The organism is Aquamicrobium sp. LC103 (genome assembly GCF_001014615.2).
In the GTDB taxonomy this organism is placed as follows: domain Bacteria; phylum Pseudomonadota; class Alphaproteobacteria; order Rhizobiales; family Rhizobiaceae; genus LBCQ02.
On record NZ_LBCQ02000015.1, the window covers coordinates 181,536 to 194,948 of the forward strand.

General features: G+C 61.9%; 13 protein-coding genes. 5 read left to right on the plus strand and 8 right to left on the minus strand.

Annotated elements, in window-relative coordinates; translation table 11 throughout:
* Positions 1–8: 8 nt before the first annotated feature.
* From XW59_RS25840 to XW59_RS25865, 6 genes are all read right to left on the minus strand, one after another.
* The gene (locus XW59_RS25840) at positions 9–929 is read right to left on the minus strand and encodes an ABC transporter permease (protein WP_047148758.1); all 921 of its coding nucleotides are present in this window, start codon (positions 927–929) and stop codon (positions 9–11) included.
* Positions 926–1,909, minus strand: coding sequence for an ABC transporter permease (locus XW59_RS25845; protein WP_047148759.1), 984 nt, complete (start codon positions 1,907–1,909; stop codon positions 926–928). The genes XW59_RS25840 and XW59_RS25845 overlap by 4 nt, the downstream gene beginning before the upstream one ends.
* A 171-nt stretch (positions 1,910–2,080) precedes the next feature.
* Positions 2,081–3,637 carry an ABC transporter substrate-binding protein gene (locus XW59_RS25850; RefSeq protein WP_052958546.1) on the minus strand — a complete coding sequence of 519 codons (1,557 nt, stop codon included), beginning with the start codon at positions 3,635–3,637 and terminating at the stop codon, positions 2,081–2,083.
* Between the two features lie 48 nt (positions 3,638–3,685).
* Positions 3,686–4,198, minus strand: coding sequence for a cupin domain-containing protein (locus tag XW59_RS25855; RefSeq protein WP_082137845.1), 513 nt, complete (start codon positions 4,196–4,198; stop codon positions 3,686–3,688).
* Positions 4,146–5,951: a hydantoinase B/oxoprolinase family protein gene (locus XW59_RS25860; RefSeq protein WP_047148761.1), complete on the minus strand. Its 1,806-nt coding sequence runs from the start codon at positions 5,949–5,951 to the stop codon at positions 4,146–4,148. The genes XW59_RS25855 and XW59_RS25860 overlap by 53 nt, the downstream gene beginning before the upstream one ends.
* Positions 5,952–5,962: 11 nt before the next feature.
* Positions 5,963–8,032 carry a hydantoinase/oxoprolinase family protein gene (locus XW59_RS25865; protein ID WP_047148762.1) on the minus strand — a complete coding sequence of 690 codons (2,070 nt, stop codon included), beginning with the start codon at positions 8,030–8,032 and terminating at the stop codon, positions 5,963–5,965.
* A gap of 178 nt (positions 8,033–8,210) precedes the next feature.
* Here XW59_RS25865 and XW59_RS25870 point away from each other — a divergent pair, with 178 nt between their 5' ends.
* The 3 genes from XW59_RS25870 (at position 8,211) to XW59_RS25880 (ending at position 10,600) form a co-directional block, all read left to right on the plus strand.
* Entirely contained in the window at positions 8,211–8,891 is a 681-nt protein-coding gene (locus XW59_RS25870; RefSeq protein WP_052958547.1) for a GntR family transcriptional regulator, read from the plus strand.
* A 246-nt stretch (positions 8,892–9,137) separates the two neighbouring features.
* Positions 9,138–9,938 (plus strand): 2OG-Fe(II) oxygenase, encoded by an 801-nt coding sequence (locus tag XW59_RS25875; protein ID WP_137327103.1) that lies wholly within the window; start codon positions 9,138–9,140, stop codon positions 9,936–9,938.
* The gene (locus tag XW59_RS25880) at positions 9,938–10,600 is read left to right on the plus strand and encodes a hypothetical protein (protein WP_047148764.1); all 663 of its coding nucleotides are present in this window, start codon (positions 9,938–9,940) and stop codon (positions 10,598–10,600) included. The genes XW59_RS25875 and XW59_RS25880 overlap by 1 nt, the downstream gene beginning before the upstream one ends.
* Before the next feature lie 10 nt (positions 10,601–10,610).
* On the opposite strand, the gene XW59_RS25885 is transcribed toward XW59_RS25880, so the two are convergent.
* Positions 10,611–11,108, minus strand: a complete 498-nt coding sequence (locus tag XW59_RS25885) for a GNAT family N-acetyltransferase (RefSeq protein WP_052958548.1) — start codon at positions 11,106–11,108, stop codon at positions 10,611–10,613.
* A 78-nt stretch (positions 11,109–11,186) separates the two neighbouring features.
* On the opposite strand from XW59_RS25885, the gene XW59_RS25890 reads away from it, so the two are divergent.
* On the plus strand, positions 11,187–11,504 hold the full coding sequence (locus XW59_RS25890) for a hypothetical protein (protein WP_136068518.1): 318 nt from the start codon (positions 11,187–11,189) through the stop codon (positions 11,502–11,504).
* Between the two features lie 16 nt (positions 11,505–11,520).
* Here XW59_RS25890 and XW59_RS25895 read toward each other — a convergent pair whose 3' ends face one another.
* Complete coding sequence (locus XW59_RS25895; protein WP_047148766.1) at positions 11,521–12,129, minus strand: tail fiber protein; 609 nt, start codon at positions 12,127–12,129, stop codon at positions 11,521–11,523.
* Positions 12,130–12,608: 479 nt separating this feature from the next.
* On the opposite strand from XW59_RS25895, the gene XW59_RS25900 reads away from it, so the two are divergent.
* Positions 12,609–13,413: IPT/TIG domain-containing protein (locus tag XW59_RS25900; RefSeq protein ID WP_206077751.1), on the plus strand; the 805-nt coding region annotated here is incomplete at its 3' end.

Genomic DNA, 13,413 nt, shown 5'->3' on the forward strand with positions numbered 1-13,413 from the left:
AGTCGTCATCAGTTCGCCAGCCGTGGATTGAGAACGTCGCGCAGCCGGTCGCCCATCAGGTTGATGGCCCCCACGGTGATGACAAGGACGACACCCGGATAGGTCGATATCCAATACTGTCCCGACAGAAGATAATTGTAGCCGGAGGCGATCAGCATGCCCAGCGATGGCTGGGTGACGGGCACGCCTGCTCCCAGGAACGAAAGCGTCGCCTCGAGCGCTATGGCATGCGCGATTTGCGCTGTCGCCACAACGATGATTGGCGGCATGCAGTTGGGCAGGACGTGCCGGAACACGATCTGCGTGTTCGACAGCATCAGGCACCGGGCAGCCTCCACATATTCCGCACCGCGCTCGACAAGCGCGGCGGCGCGCACCGTGCGAGCGTAGTAGGCCCACTGTACGATGACGAGTGCGGCGATCACCTTATCGATGCCGCGGCCGAACGCGGCAAGTAGCACGAGCGCCACCAGAATCGATGGCAGCGAGAGCTGCAGGTCGACGACGCGCATGACGAAACTGTCGACCCATCCTCCGACATAGGCCGAGATGACGCCGATGATCGTGCCGAGCATGCAGGCGATCGCCGTCGCCAAGAACCCGACCGTCAGCGAGGTGCGTAATCCGAAGAGGATTGCGGAGTAGATGTCGCGACCCTGCTCGTCCGAGCCGAGCCAGAGCACGCGACCGCTATATGTGCTTTCCCCCGGCGGCAGCAGGCCGTCCATTATATCAAGCTGCGAGAGGTCATAGGGGTTCTGGGGAACGAACAGGGGGGCGAAGAAGGCCATCAGGATGAGCGTAGCAACGGTGATCGTCGCGGCGGTGGCCAGCGGGCTGCGGAAATACTCGCGCACTTGCCGCCGGAGCATGCTTTCTCCTTCCTCGACACCGGCGGTCTCCGTGGGAAGTTGGTCGACGGTGCTCATGCCGACTTCCCCCCTCCTGCCAAGCGGACCCGTGGATCGATCGCCGCGTAGGCGAGGTCGGCCAGAAGATTGATGAGCACGAACACCACGACCGTGACCATCAGGTAGGCGACGATCACCGGGCGGTCCAGCTGGCTGATGGAATCGATCAGCAGCTTGCCCATGCCCGGATAGGCGAACACGGTTTCGGTGACGATCGCGAAGGCGATCAGCGAGCCGAGCTCTAGGCCGAGCACCGTAATGACCGGGATCATGATATTCTTGAGGATGTGCACCCAGACGATCCTGGTGCGGCTCAACCCCTTGGCACGGGCAAAGACTATGTAGTCTTGCAGTGCCACTTCGCGCGTTGCCGCCCGCGCCACCCGGATCAGCAGCGCCACCTTGAACAGCGACAGGTTGACGGCAGGCAGCAGGAGATGCCGCAACCCGTCGAGGCTGAACAGGGCGGATTGCAGCCCCAGCAACATGCCGGGATCACCACGCCCGCCGGCGGGAACCCAGCGCAGGACGATCGCGAAGATCAGGATGAGCATTAGCCCCTGCCAGAAACTGGGAAGGCTGAACCCGAAGATGGAGCCGACCATGATGCCGCGACCGCCCAGCGAGTCCGGCCGGAGGCCGGCATATACGCCCAACGGAACCCCGATCGTCACGGCGAGGAAAGCTGCCAAAAGCGCCAGTTCGAGGGTCGCAGGAAAACGCTCGAGCACAAGCTTGAGAGCCGGTTCTCCATACACGAAGGACCGACCGAGATCGCCTTGCGCGGCATTGGAGAGGAAGAGGAAGAACTGGACATAGATCGGGCGGTCAAGCCCGAGCCGCTGCCTGACGCCTTCCAACTCTGCCGTGGTGGCATCTTGCGGCGCGAGCGTCGAGACGGGATCGCCGATCGCATAGATTGCTACGAACACCAGCAGCGCTATGGCAATGAGCACGAAGACCGACTGGCCGAGGCGGCGAATGACATAAGCGTGCATTGGCGACGGACTCCTTTTGCGGCAAGGCGGCTTCGTATGCGGCGTCGGTGCCGAGCGATACTATGAGCGACAGCGCGACCGATGGCATGGTCAAATCCGGCGCCTGAGCCAAAATCCCGATGTCCTGGCAGACGGGCCGGCCCGCAGCGTCAGCCGCGTACCGGCTGCCGGTCATTCCGCCCTAATGTCTGTCGCAAGGGTTGCCTGATCGGAACGGCCTGTCATCCCGATCCCCGGGCGAACCGCCCAGTTGGTAATCTCGAAGTAGAGGGGTAGCAACGCGACGTCGTCGATCGCCAGTTCGCTCGCCTGCGCCAGGATGGCGTCGCGTTCCTCGTCGTTCATCGTCCGCATCGCCTTTTCCAGGATATCGTCGAGCTCGGGATTGGAGTACCGGCCACGGTTGCCACCACCGGCTCCCTTCTCGGGATCGAAGGTGCCGATCGTCACGAGCATGCTGACACCCGTTTCCCCGGTAACCGAGCCCCAGCCACCGAAGAACGCGCTGATCTGCCGTTCGCCCAGCCTTGCCACGTAGTTGTTCCACGGCAGCATCTCGACCTCGGTCTCCACGCCGATGCGGCCGAACATTTGCGCCACCGCCTGCAGCACCTGGCTGGCATTTAGATAACGGTCGCTCGGACCAGTGATCGTGAGACTGATGCCCTCGGATAGCCCCGCTTCGGCAAGCAGCTCGCGGGCAGCCTCGGGGTTGTATTCAGGAATGCCCAGCCTGTCGGAAACACCAAAGAACCCATCGGGCAGGAACTGTCCCGCCGGCATGACCTGTCCGGCCATGATGCGCGCGGCGATCGCTTCGCGGTCGATGGCCATGGACAGCGCCTTGCGCACGCGTAAATCCTTCAGCGGGTTCTTGCCGCCGGGGCTTGTGGCGAACGGGCTCTCGTCGCGGTCTTGGTCGAGGCCGATGAAGATGACGCGATTCGACGCAGCACTGACGATCTTGAATCCTCCGCTCCGGATGCGCTCGATATCCGTGGGAGGCACCGAGTCGATGACGTCCACGTCGCCAGCCAACAGCGCCGCCGAGCGGGCGCCGTTGTTGGCGATCAGGCGCACCGTCACCTTCTCCCAACTCGGCTGTTCGCCCCAATAATCGGGATTGCGCGTCAGCTCGATCATCTCGTTCGGGACGTAGCGCTGCGGGATGAACGGACCTGTTCCCACGGCAGCGGCAAGACTGTTGTAGTCTGTCGTCGCGGCGTCAGCGTTGGCGGACGAGATGATCGAGATGTAGCTGAGCTCCACCGGTAGCGTCGGATTGGGATAGGCCGTTTCGATCACGACGGTGAGCGGATCCTTGACGACCACTTCCTTGATGGAGCGCGTATAGAGCGCGAAGCTCGACGGGCTGCCCTCGACATCGGGGGCCCGCGCGAGAGAAGCGGCCACGTCCTCTGCGGTGAACGGGTCGCCGTTGGAGAAGGTGACGCTATCGCGCAGCCGGAATTCCCAATGCGTGTCGTCGATCGCTTCCCAGCTCGTCGCGAGGCCCGGGATCGGGCGCTGCAGTTCATCCGTCGATACCAACGCGTCGAAGATGTAGCGCGAGACCATGATGTTGGCCGTGGCGACAAAGAAGTGAGGGTCGAGAGACGTGAACGCCCCGCCGATGCCTATTTTCAGTTCCTCCGCTTCAGCGGTCTTCGGAGCTGCCAGACCCGTGGTCAGAAGGCCGAGCAAAAGCAATGTTCTGAGCATCATCATGGTTGAAACCTCTGTTCCGCTCTGGTCGTTCTTATTATCTAGCCGGCGTTATCTCGCGCCGATTTCGTCGCGCATTCGGCGCTCGACGTCCTCCCGCCCGGTTTCAGGCCATTCGGAAGCGACGGCGATCGCTTTGCCGGAGCCTTCGGCCGCGGTGAAGAGCCCCTTGGCAGCGATCTTCACGGTCTCATCGCCTATCAGCGAGGGCGCGTGCACCTCAAGAAGTGTGCAGCCTCCATCGCCGACCCGCGACCAGTGAATGGCTCTGCGCGGTATTCGAAACGCGTCGCCCGTCCTAGCGAGAAAACCGCCATCGTCCACGTAGAGCCAGATTTCGCCCTCCAGAACGTAGTTCAGCTGCTCGCAGTCGTGACGGTGCGGCTTGGAGTGATAGCCGGGTTCGCGACGGGCGATCATCAGGCTGGCGTCGTTGCCGTGGACGACCTTTGCCGTTACGGAACCGCCCGTCACCCGGCTGGCGGGAACTAGCACCGCGTCGGGAACTTCATCAAGCGCGATGCACAGCCCCTTGTGGGATGCACTGCCGATATAGTCGTCCATCTTGATCTCCTTCTATTCTGCAGGCCGTAGAGACCCCGGACCGAATCTCACGTGTGGCCTCGTGGTCGATGGTCAATGCGGTCGCGTCCAGAACGACCCCGTATTCGGCGCTTGCGCTCTTGAGCGAGACCAGTCCCTCCTCGACATCAAAGCGCACGCTTTCGGGATCTCTCCGCATCGGATCGCCGTATCCGCCGCCGCCGGGAAGCGTCAGGCAGATCGTGTCCTGCGGTTTGAGGCGCATGGTGGCGCCCTGCTTGCACGGTGCTCCGTTCAAAGTCAGAGCGTCACCACGGCCCTTGCCGCCTCCCGACAAGCCCAGCACCGGATAGACGGAGTCCTCATGGCGCATCGCGCCGCGGGCTGACAACAGGATTTCCGACGGAGGCTCGATCGGGCCGTCGGCAATTTTGAACTCGACGGTTTGTCCCAGGCCGCCCCGCCAGGTGCCGGGGCCTCCGGTGTCCGTCGCGAGTTCCTTGCGCAGGAACACCAGCGCGGTTTCGTTTTCAGTAACCTCAATGGGGATTGCCGCCGTGTTGTAGGGGAAGCTGAGACAGGATTTGCCGTCCGCTCCCCTGGAGGCGCCGTAGCCGCCCCGATCGGACTGGAGGGCCAGGAAGGGCGATCCGTCGTAGCGCGTTCCCCGCGAGTAGATTCCACTGATCGGCGTCGATCCACAATCGGCGATGAGGCGTTCGGGCATGACGTCGCGAAGTGCGCCGAATATCAGCTCCGGCAAACTGTGCGAAATCACGGCGCGTCCCCACGTTGGGGCTGGCCGGCGGCAATTCAGGATCGCCCCTTCCGGACAGAGGAAGGAGAAGGCCCGGATGCAGCCTTCATTGTTGGGGACATGCGGGTCGAGCAGCAGCTTGAGCGCGTAGAAGGCATAGCCCTTGGAGTAGTAAAGTGGGCTGTTGATCGCGGCCTTAACCTCGGACGAGGTGCCCGTCATGTCGAGATCGATGGCGTCGTTACGGATATGCATCGTCAGCTTCATCGGGATGGATTCGGTGAGGCTGCCATGCGGTGGAAGGGTCACGGTGTTGACGTAGGTGCCGCGCGGCAGCGACCTGATCGCCGCGCGCATGCTGGAATCCGACAGAGCGATGATGCGGTCGGCAATGTGCTCCATCGTGTAGTCGGGATAGTCTCCTAGAAGGCGCTGGACGCCTTTTTCGCAGATGTGCAGAGCCGATAACTGCCCGCGCAAATCACCGTCGACCTCGTCGGGCGTACGCACGTTGGCGCGGATCATCGCAGCGATCGAGGGATCCTCCTCGCCCGCTTTGAAGAGCTTGAGGGGCGGTATCTGAATTCCCTCTTCGTAGATGTCGCGAGAATCGATGTCGGCGCGCCGGCCCCCAATATCGGAATGGTGGACGATACACAGTGCGTAGCCGACGAGGTTCCCGTTGTGGAAGATCGGCTTGGCGACGGTGATGTCGAGAAGATGGCCGCTCGACAGCCAGGGGTCGTTGGTGATTAAGACGTCGCCTTCCTCGACGTTGTCGCCGAAGATCCGGACCAGATGCTTCATCACCTCGCCGATCACGCCAATGAACCCGCAGGTCGTGCGCGTTGAGTGGGCGAGCATATAGCCCTTGGTGTCGAAGATACCCGTGCAGTAGTCGTGATAGTCTCGCACAACTTGCGAGTAGCAAGACCGGACAAGCCCGTTTGCGGCTTCATCCACGGTGGCGATGAGACGATTCCAGATGGCGCTGAGCGTGATGCTTTCAGTGGTCATTGCAGGCTCTCTCAATGCTCGGCCGTCGCGACGCCGACGTCGATGATGATTGCGCCGCTGGCATCGACGCGGACACGGTCGCCGGGCCAGATGACCGTCGTCGATTCGCGTTCCTCGATGATCGCCGGGCCGTGGAAGGACGCGCCCGCGCGCAGTGAATGGCGCAGAAAGACGGGCGTGTCGATTTCCATGGCCGGCGAGAAGTAGACCTTTCTCATTCCAGCGGCCACGGACGCAGCGTCCGAAGCTGTTTGCGGGGGTCTCAGGTCGGGATTGGCTCTCGCGACGACGACGCGCATGGCTGCTATCTGCAGCGGCTTGCCGTCACCCGCGCGTCCGAACATGCGTCGATATTCGTCGGCGAAGTCGGCACGGGCGCGGGCGCGGGTGGCCGCGATCGTCCAGTCGCCGCTGCCGTCCACCTCCACCGCCGAATCCTGCCCGCGATGGCAGATCTCAACATGACGTTCCACAATATAGCCGCTGCGGATGCCGCTCTCGGCGAAGGTCTCGGCCTCGAGCCTCTTGAACGCGCGCTCCACCTCGGGGGCGTCGGCGTCATCCAGCGAGAACCGCACCGCGCGGATGCGTTCGAATGCCGGACGGGCCGCAAGCAGTCCAAACGCTGACATGACGCCCGGCAGCGGGGGGATGACCACGTGAGGGCAGCCCATCCTCCGCGCTAGTGCGACCGCGTGCACTGGCCCTGCACCGCCGGATGCGATCAGCGTGCAGCGGGTGGGATCGTCGCCCTGTTCCGAAAGGTGCAGCCGCGCCGCGGACGCCATGGTCTCCGTCACGATGTCGAAGATGCCCCACGCGGCGGCTGGCACGCTGAGCGACATGGTCTCGGCAAGGGCCGCCAATATGGACCGCTCCGCCGCCCCGGGATCCAGCGGAAAGTCCCCCCCGAGAAACGACGCCGGATCGATGAAGCCCAGCACGAGATCGGCATCTGTCACCGTAGGCAGTTCACCGCCGCGTCCATAGCATGCCGGCCCTGGTTCGGAGCCTGCGCTGTCGGGGCCTACCGCAAGCAATCCCATGGCGTTGATGCGCGCGATGCTGCCGCCGCCCGCGCCGATCTCAAGCAGATTGTAGACCGAGACGGCGAGGCGATAGCCACTACCCTTGCGAAAACGGTTCACCCGTCCGACCTCGAAGTCCTGGGTTCGGGAAACCTTTCCCTCCCGTATCAGGCAAAGCTTTGCCGTGGTGCCGCCCATGTCGAAGGCGAGGACACGGTCAATGCCGAGCAGACGGCCGTAATACTGCGCGGCTTCCACGCCGGCGGCTGGACCCGACTCGACCAGTTGGACAGGATTCTTCGAGGCGGTTTCTATCGGCGCAATGCCGCCGTTGGACAGCATGATCGAGACGGAATCGCTGCGTCCGGATTCGCGCAACCGGCCTGCCAGCTTCTTCATGTAGCCGGCCGCGATCGGCTGGACGTAGGCATCGACTACAGTGGTGGACAGGCGTTCGAATTCGCGGGGTCGCGAAACCACTTCGTGTGAAAGCGAAACAGAGACCTGCGGCGCGACCTTGTTGATGATCTTCCTTGCGGCGCGCTCGTTCGTCGGATTGTTGTAGGAGTGCAGGAAGAGAACCGCGATCGAATCGACGCCCGCCGCCACCAGTTCGCGCACCACCTGCGCGACCTCTTCCTCGTCGATGGACTCGACAATGCTTCCGTTCGTCAGCGTCCTTTCGGCAACGCCGCGCCGCAACGCCCGCGGCACGATCGGTTTCGGGAAGCTCTGGAAAAGATCATACACGTAGTAGCGGGTCTCATTCCCCATTTCGAGAATGTCGCGAAACCCGCGTGTCGTGATTAGCCCCGTCTGTGCGCCCTTGTGCTCGAGGATCGCATTGGTGATCAGCGTTGTCGCGTGCACCACTTCCGCCCGAAGCGGCGAGCCACCTCGGGTTTCGATCTGCTCGATTCCCGTAAAGATCGCCTGCTCGGGCGCGGCGGGCGTCGTCAGGCACTTCTCCACGGTGACGTCGCCCGTCGAGGAGTCAATCATCACGAAGTCCGTGAACGTTCCTCCAATGTCGATCCCGAGCCGGTTTTCCATCGATACTTCTCCCATGTCTTTCCGAAAGGGATCATAGCGGCCCAGTGGAGTCAATAAAAATCGACATTATCATTGTCGACAATTATCCTATCGACAATTTACCCCTTTAATATTGACTTTTCCGATTCCTGCAGGACTCTGCCCGCTTCCAGTGCAACACCTAGCGACGGAACGCTCGATGCGCCTTTCTAAAATCCCGGAAACACTCTCCCTTTCAGAACAGATCAGCCGACAGCTCGGCGAGGCGATCATCGCCGGCGAATATCAGCCAGGAGACAGCATCACCGAGAAGATTGTCTCCGACCTTTTCCAGGTCAGTCGGGCGCCGGTCCGGGAAGCCTTCCGCATCCTGGAGCGCGACGGCGTGCTTCAGATCATACCCCGGCACGGTGCCCGGGTTACGGAGCTCAGCTACGACGATCTGCTCGACGCCTTTGAGGTGCGGGCGATTCTCTTCGGCGCCGCGACGGGTCAGTATGCGGCCAAGGTGACCGACGAGCGGCTTGCGGAGTTCGGGGGATTCCTGAGCGAATTGGCAACGCTCGTGGACATCGACGATGAGGGGGCGGCGTACAACCGCCGCTCGGCCGGGCTCAGCAGCATGATCATCGACAACTGCAGCAACCGGCGCATGATGCGTATGTTCCACCAGCTGGATTTCCAGGTGGGCCGCTACAGGAGGCTTGGCCTTGCCACCCCGGAGATGCGTCGTCATTCCCTCGACTACTGGCAGCGCCTGTATAATGCGTGCAAGGCCGGCGACATAACCGGAGCCGAGATGCTCGGCAGGGAAATGATCAGTCGGACGCGGGAGGCTGCCAAGGCTACCTTCGCCGACAAAGAGATGACAGGCCCTTGAGAAGGTCCGGTTCTTGGTCTTACGCATAATCGGCTTGGATTCTGCCGCTACGCAGCTGGTACGGGAACACGCGCGAGCGCTTCACCTCCCCAGCGTCAGTCAGGCGCCGGGCAGAATCTCGGCAAATCCTTCCACCATACGCTGCGAAATATTCGGCGCGAGACGCGTGTACCTCCTTGGCAAGGCGATTCCATCTCGTCCGGAAACGTTCTAGAAGCATAAACCGTGGTGGAGGGCCGATTATCGATGATGGACGTTCTTTCGCGCGCATCTCGCCTGGATCTGCAGCTGAACCCGTTTCCCCATCTGGTCATTCAGGACGCGCTGCCTCCGAACCTTTATGCGGAGCTGTCCGCGTCGTTCCCGCCTCCCAAAATCATCGCCGGGCGGCAGGCCGCAGCAAAGCTGGCGAGCAACCGCCGGTATTCGATGTCGGCCTGGCCGCTGATGTTGCGCGAGGACGTCGCCGCGCCATGGAAGACGTTTCTGGAACGGCACACCGCGCCGGATTTCGTCCGCACCGTGGTCGCACTGTTCGCGGGACACTGGGACGAACGCGTGGCAAGCCGGCTGAAGATTGCCAGCGAAGACGGGACCGTCGGTTTACTTTACCGGGACGCAAACGCTGGCGGCAGGATACTCGCCGACGCCCGGATCGAGATCAACGCGCCGGTCTCCGCCGATGCGTCTTCGGCGCGCGGTGCGCATCTCGATACGCCAAACAGGCTCTATAGCGGGCTGTTCTATCTGCGGGAGGAAGGAGATGATTCGACGGGTGGCGAGCTTGAACTCTTCCGCTGGAAGTCCAGGCCTACCGAAATTCTCGACGTCAACGAGCTCCCCCCCGATTCGGTCGAACGCGTCACCGCCATTCCGTACAGAGCAAACCAGCTCGTCATATTCCCGCAAAGCATCCATGCGCTGCATGGGGTCGGTATCCGCCACACAACGCCGCACATCCGCCGCTACGTGTTCATCACCTCGGAATTCGAGGATGACTGGCTGACGGCGGATCGCCGCGCCGAAGACATGCCGGAGCCGGTCTGATGAGACTGCTCATCTACGGCATGCAGTCAAGCGGCGCGACGGCTTTCGCCCTGTTCCTGGCCCAACGGCCGGATTGCCTAGGCTTGGTGGATATCCTCAACAACTATGCCGCGCCGGCGCTCGATACGGATAGGGATGTCGTCGCCAAGGTCGTGGTCACCACCGCCTATCCCCTGCAGGTTCATCAGGAGCGCTTCCGGCCTGAAAGAACGATCCTGTTCCTGCGCGACCCGCGCGACAATTACGAAAGCCTGAAGCGGAAGCCATATCGCAATCATTCTGGCCTGATCGACGAAAAGTTCATGCTGCTGGATGCGGTTTTCGCCGAGCGGGAGCGGTTCGACGCGGTGATAGAGTATGAGGATTTTGTCGGAAGAAAAGCCGACGTCCTCGGAACGATCGCCGGCTTCGGCTGGCCGGTGGAGGAAACTTACCACACGTTTCATCGCACACATGTCGAACTGGCGTCTGCGCTCTGGAACGCCGATCCGGGGCTTTTCGAACGCTTCGAATTCTCCTATGGCAACGTCCAGTCTGGTGAGGTTTCCCAACGATTTCGGGACAAGACACGTTCCGACGGGCTCGAGGATCATCTCGCCACGCTCTGTCCGTGCCTGCTCGATCATTACCGGCGGCGCGATGCGGATCTGGATGCGCGGTAGACGATGAAGCTCATTGCGGCCGCCATTCGAGCGCGATGTAGCCGCGGCTTTCCGTGCCGATCTCCCTGATACCGAGGCGCGCGTAGAGCCTCCGCGCCGGATTGTAAGGGGTGACCGAACCGCGCATCGTCATGCAGTCCCGCCGGCAGTCCTCCATCAGGGATTCAAGCAAGGCGGTACCCAACCCCGCGTTGCGGTGTGCCGGATGGAGCGCCATGTCGACGATCCAGAGCTCACCGGGCCGATTCGCCAAGGTAATCACCCCGACGGGTTTTTCGAGCTCTCCCGACGCACCGGAAGCAGCAAGCACTATGAGATGCCGCGCATCGGGATATGCCGCCCCCAGACCCTTTTGATGAATGCGGTACTGCTGCTCGGCCATCCCGTCGCGTATCTCCGGAGACAGGCCGCCAAGCTCGCGCTCGCGCGCTCCCACGAACATTTCGCGGAGGAACGGTGCGTCCGGGGCTTCGGCGGGACGCAGGGAGAAGGTGGACGATCCGATCATTGCCTATCCTGCTCGCCCGCTGCTAGAGACGTCGAAACACGAATGTAGCAATCATCCGAGCGGGGGTTTTGTTCGATGGTGTATGAAAACGTCCTGCCTGTGACCATGGAAGAATTCGAGCCGTATCTGGGCCGCACCTTCAATGTCCAGAACACCGACGTGGCGGTGGAGCTCAAGCTGGTGGAAATCGAGGACTCCACGAAAGGCCGTCCCTGGCCTCGGGATCTCCCGAAGCCGTTCCTGATGATCTTCTCCGGCCCGCCGGAACGGATCCTGCTGGAGGGGCTGCGCGTGCTGCACCTGCCCGGCGGCCCGACCTTTCAGCTTTATGTCATCCCGATTCTGACGCATGACCCGTCATCGACGGGCCAACAGTACCAGGTCGTCATCAACTGAACGCGGCAACGGACCGTCAATTGCGTGACGGGAAAACGCCTTCAAGAGCGATGACGTAGTTCAGCACCTGAAAAGGCTGGACGACGCTGAACGGCAGGGAGTTGCCGCTCGGACCGATCGCGACGGTGCCCTGCACCTGGCCGCTCAATTCGCCGGAGACACCGCCCAAAGCAACCTGGGTGCCGCCAGCCGGCGCGTAGATTTTCGTGGAATTCGGAGAAACATCGCCCAGCTGCTGGCCGGCCTGCGGCGCATCGTTGCTGGCAACGGCCGTCGTGGCATTCAGCGACATGCTCACGCTGGGAAGCCCCGTCGACGTGAAGGTGGCCGGGTGGACGTGGGAGGGCATCTGTGCAGACGTCAGCGTGACGTTTTCCGTGCCGCTGACCTGCCCCAGCGCGTAGTTGGTGGTGCCGGGCGATTGACCCTGCCCCACCGGGACACGGCCCTGCAGGTTGGGCAGCCCGAACGTCGTCTGTCCGTTGCCGCCATAGGTGACGCCAAGCAGCGAGAACAATGCCGAATTCGTGCTGATCGCCATCAACTGACCCTGGCAATAAGCCCAGCCGCGTGGCGCGAAGTTCGGCGCCCAAATCATCACCGTGCCTAAAAACGGTTCACTCATCGCAAACTCTCCTCGTGGTTGTCGAAGCAGCCACGCCGCACAAGCGCCGCAAGGCAGGGCTGCCTCCGGTCCGTTGACCAGATATCTGTCCGCGGAGCGGCACAGTCGAACTCAGGGTTGAAACTAACCGCCCTCCCGCGCCGGAAATCATAGTTCCTCGTTGCATGAAGTAAACCCCGGAATACACAGATAAATCGTCACTGTCGTATTTGATATATATTTAAAACAACAGAATCCCGTTCCGGCAAAAAGGCGATCAAAAGAGAAGGTCGCGGAAAGGTGCGGCGACAACCAAGATCATAATCATCAAGATCACGATGTGAGGTAGAAAAACAACACGGCACCTTAAAAGGCTCAGAGAAGACATAAAAAGGCGACAATGTCGCCATTTTTTTGATATGGACGCTCAGGGGGTGCATTCGCAATGCTTCGAGGATGAGGGCATTCCCTGCCCATAGGCCACGCAGGGAACACACTCGATGCGCGCACTTCCCCTCGCCCATATGCGAAGCTGCCCCGCTGCAACCACTCGTAGCATCGCTTCCGATATTGCAGGACGACTGGGGCAAGTCCTCGTCTGCTTTTTAGCCGTTCTCCTGCTCGTCTTCGCGTTTCCTCAGCAGGCGCTGGCCGAATCGGCCGCGTGTACGGCGCTCAACAGCGATTTCGGCAACGGAGCCACGATCACGATCTCCCCGCCCATCGGAAGCGCGGATTCCCGCGACGAAGGATACGGAGCGGCATATGGCGACGCCGAGGACTTCGAAGTAGGCGAAACGATCACCTGGTCGGCAAGCTCGAGCAATTCGGGAAACGAAAACATCTACTTCACCCTAGGGTCCAATGCCAACACACTGGTCTACTTTGATAATGCCGGCGGAACGGAGTTCAACGAATCTGGCTCCTTTCAACTGAACGATTCCGTCGACGGGGTCATTTTGACCGTGTATGGCTCCGTCGATAATACTGGGCAGAATCCGCCCAGTTCGCTCGATTTCAGCATCCGCTGCGACGGCGTGGCGCCCCCGGTTCCCGAACCGACGATCACCAGCGTAGTGCCGGATCAGGGTCCGGAAGCGGGCGGCACGACCGTCATCATCACCGGTACGGACCTGACTGGCGCTACGTCCGCCACCTTCGGCGGCACGCCTGCGACGAGCTATACGGTCGACAGCGATACGCAGATCACGGCCACAACGCCTCCCGGTACAGCCGGCGCGGTGGACGCGGTGGTGACGACGCCGGGTGGTAGCGCGACGCTGGTGCGCGGCTTCACCTATACGA

Coding starts and splice junctions, on each gene's coding strand:
- XW59_RS25840 (WP_047148758.1), bottom strand. CDS start 929: ATGAGCACCGTCGACCAACTTCCCACGGAGACCGCCGGTGTCGAGGAA.
- XW59_RS25880 (WP_047148764.1), top strand. CDS start 9,938: ATGAGACTGCTCATCTACGGCATGCAGTCAAGCGGCGCGACGGCTTTC.
- XW59_RS25855 (WP_082137845.1), bottom strand. CDS start 4,198: ATGGACGACTATATCGGCAGTGCATCCCACAAGGGGCTGTGCATCGCG.
- XW59_RS25895 (WP_047148766.1), bottom strand. CDS start 12,129: ATGAGTGAACCGTTTTTAGGCACGGTGATGATTTGGGCGCCGAACTTC.
- XW59_RS25865 (WP_047148762.1), bottom strand. CDS start 8,032: ATGGAAAACCGGCTCGGGATCGACATTGGAGGAACGTTCACGGACTTC.
- XW59_RS25885 (WP_052958548.1), bottom strand. CDS start 11,108: ATGATCGGATCGTCCACCTTCTCCCTGCGTCCCGCCGAAGCCCCGGAC.
- XW59_RS25875 (WP_137327103.1), top strand. CDS start 9,138: ATGATGGACGTTCTTTCGCGCGCATCTCGCCTGGATCTGCAGCTGAAC.
- XW59_RS25870 (WP_052958547.1), top strand. CDS start 8,211: ATGCGCCTTTCTAAAATCCCGGAAACACTCTCCCTTTCAGAACAGATC.
- XW59_RS25845 (WP_047148759.1), bottom strand. CDS start 1,909: ATGCACGCTTATGTCATTCGCCGCCTCGGCCAGTCGGTCTTCGTGCTC.
- XW59_RS25860 (WP_047148761.1), bottom strand. CDS start 5,951: ATGACCACTGAAAGCATCACGCTCAGCGCCATCTGGAATCGTCTCATC.
- XW59_RS25850 (WP_052958546.1), bottom strand. CDS start 3,637: ATGATGATGCTCAGAACATTGCTTTTGCTCGGCCTTCTGACCACGGGT.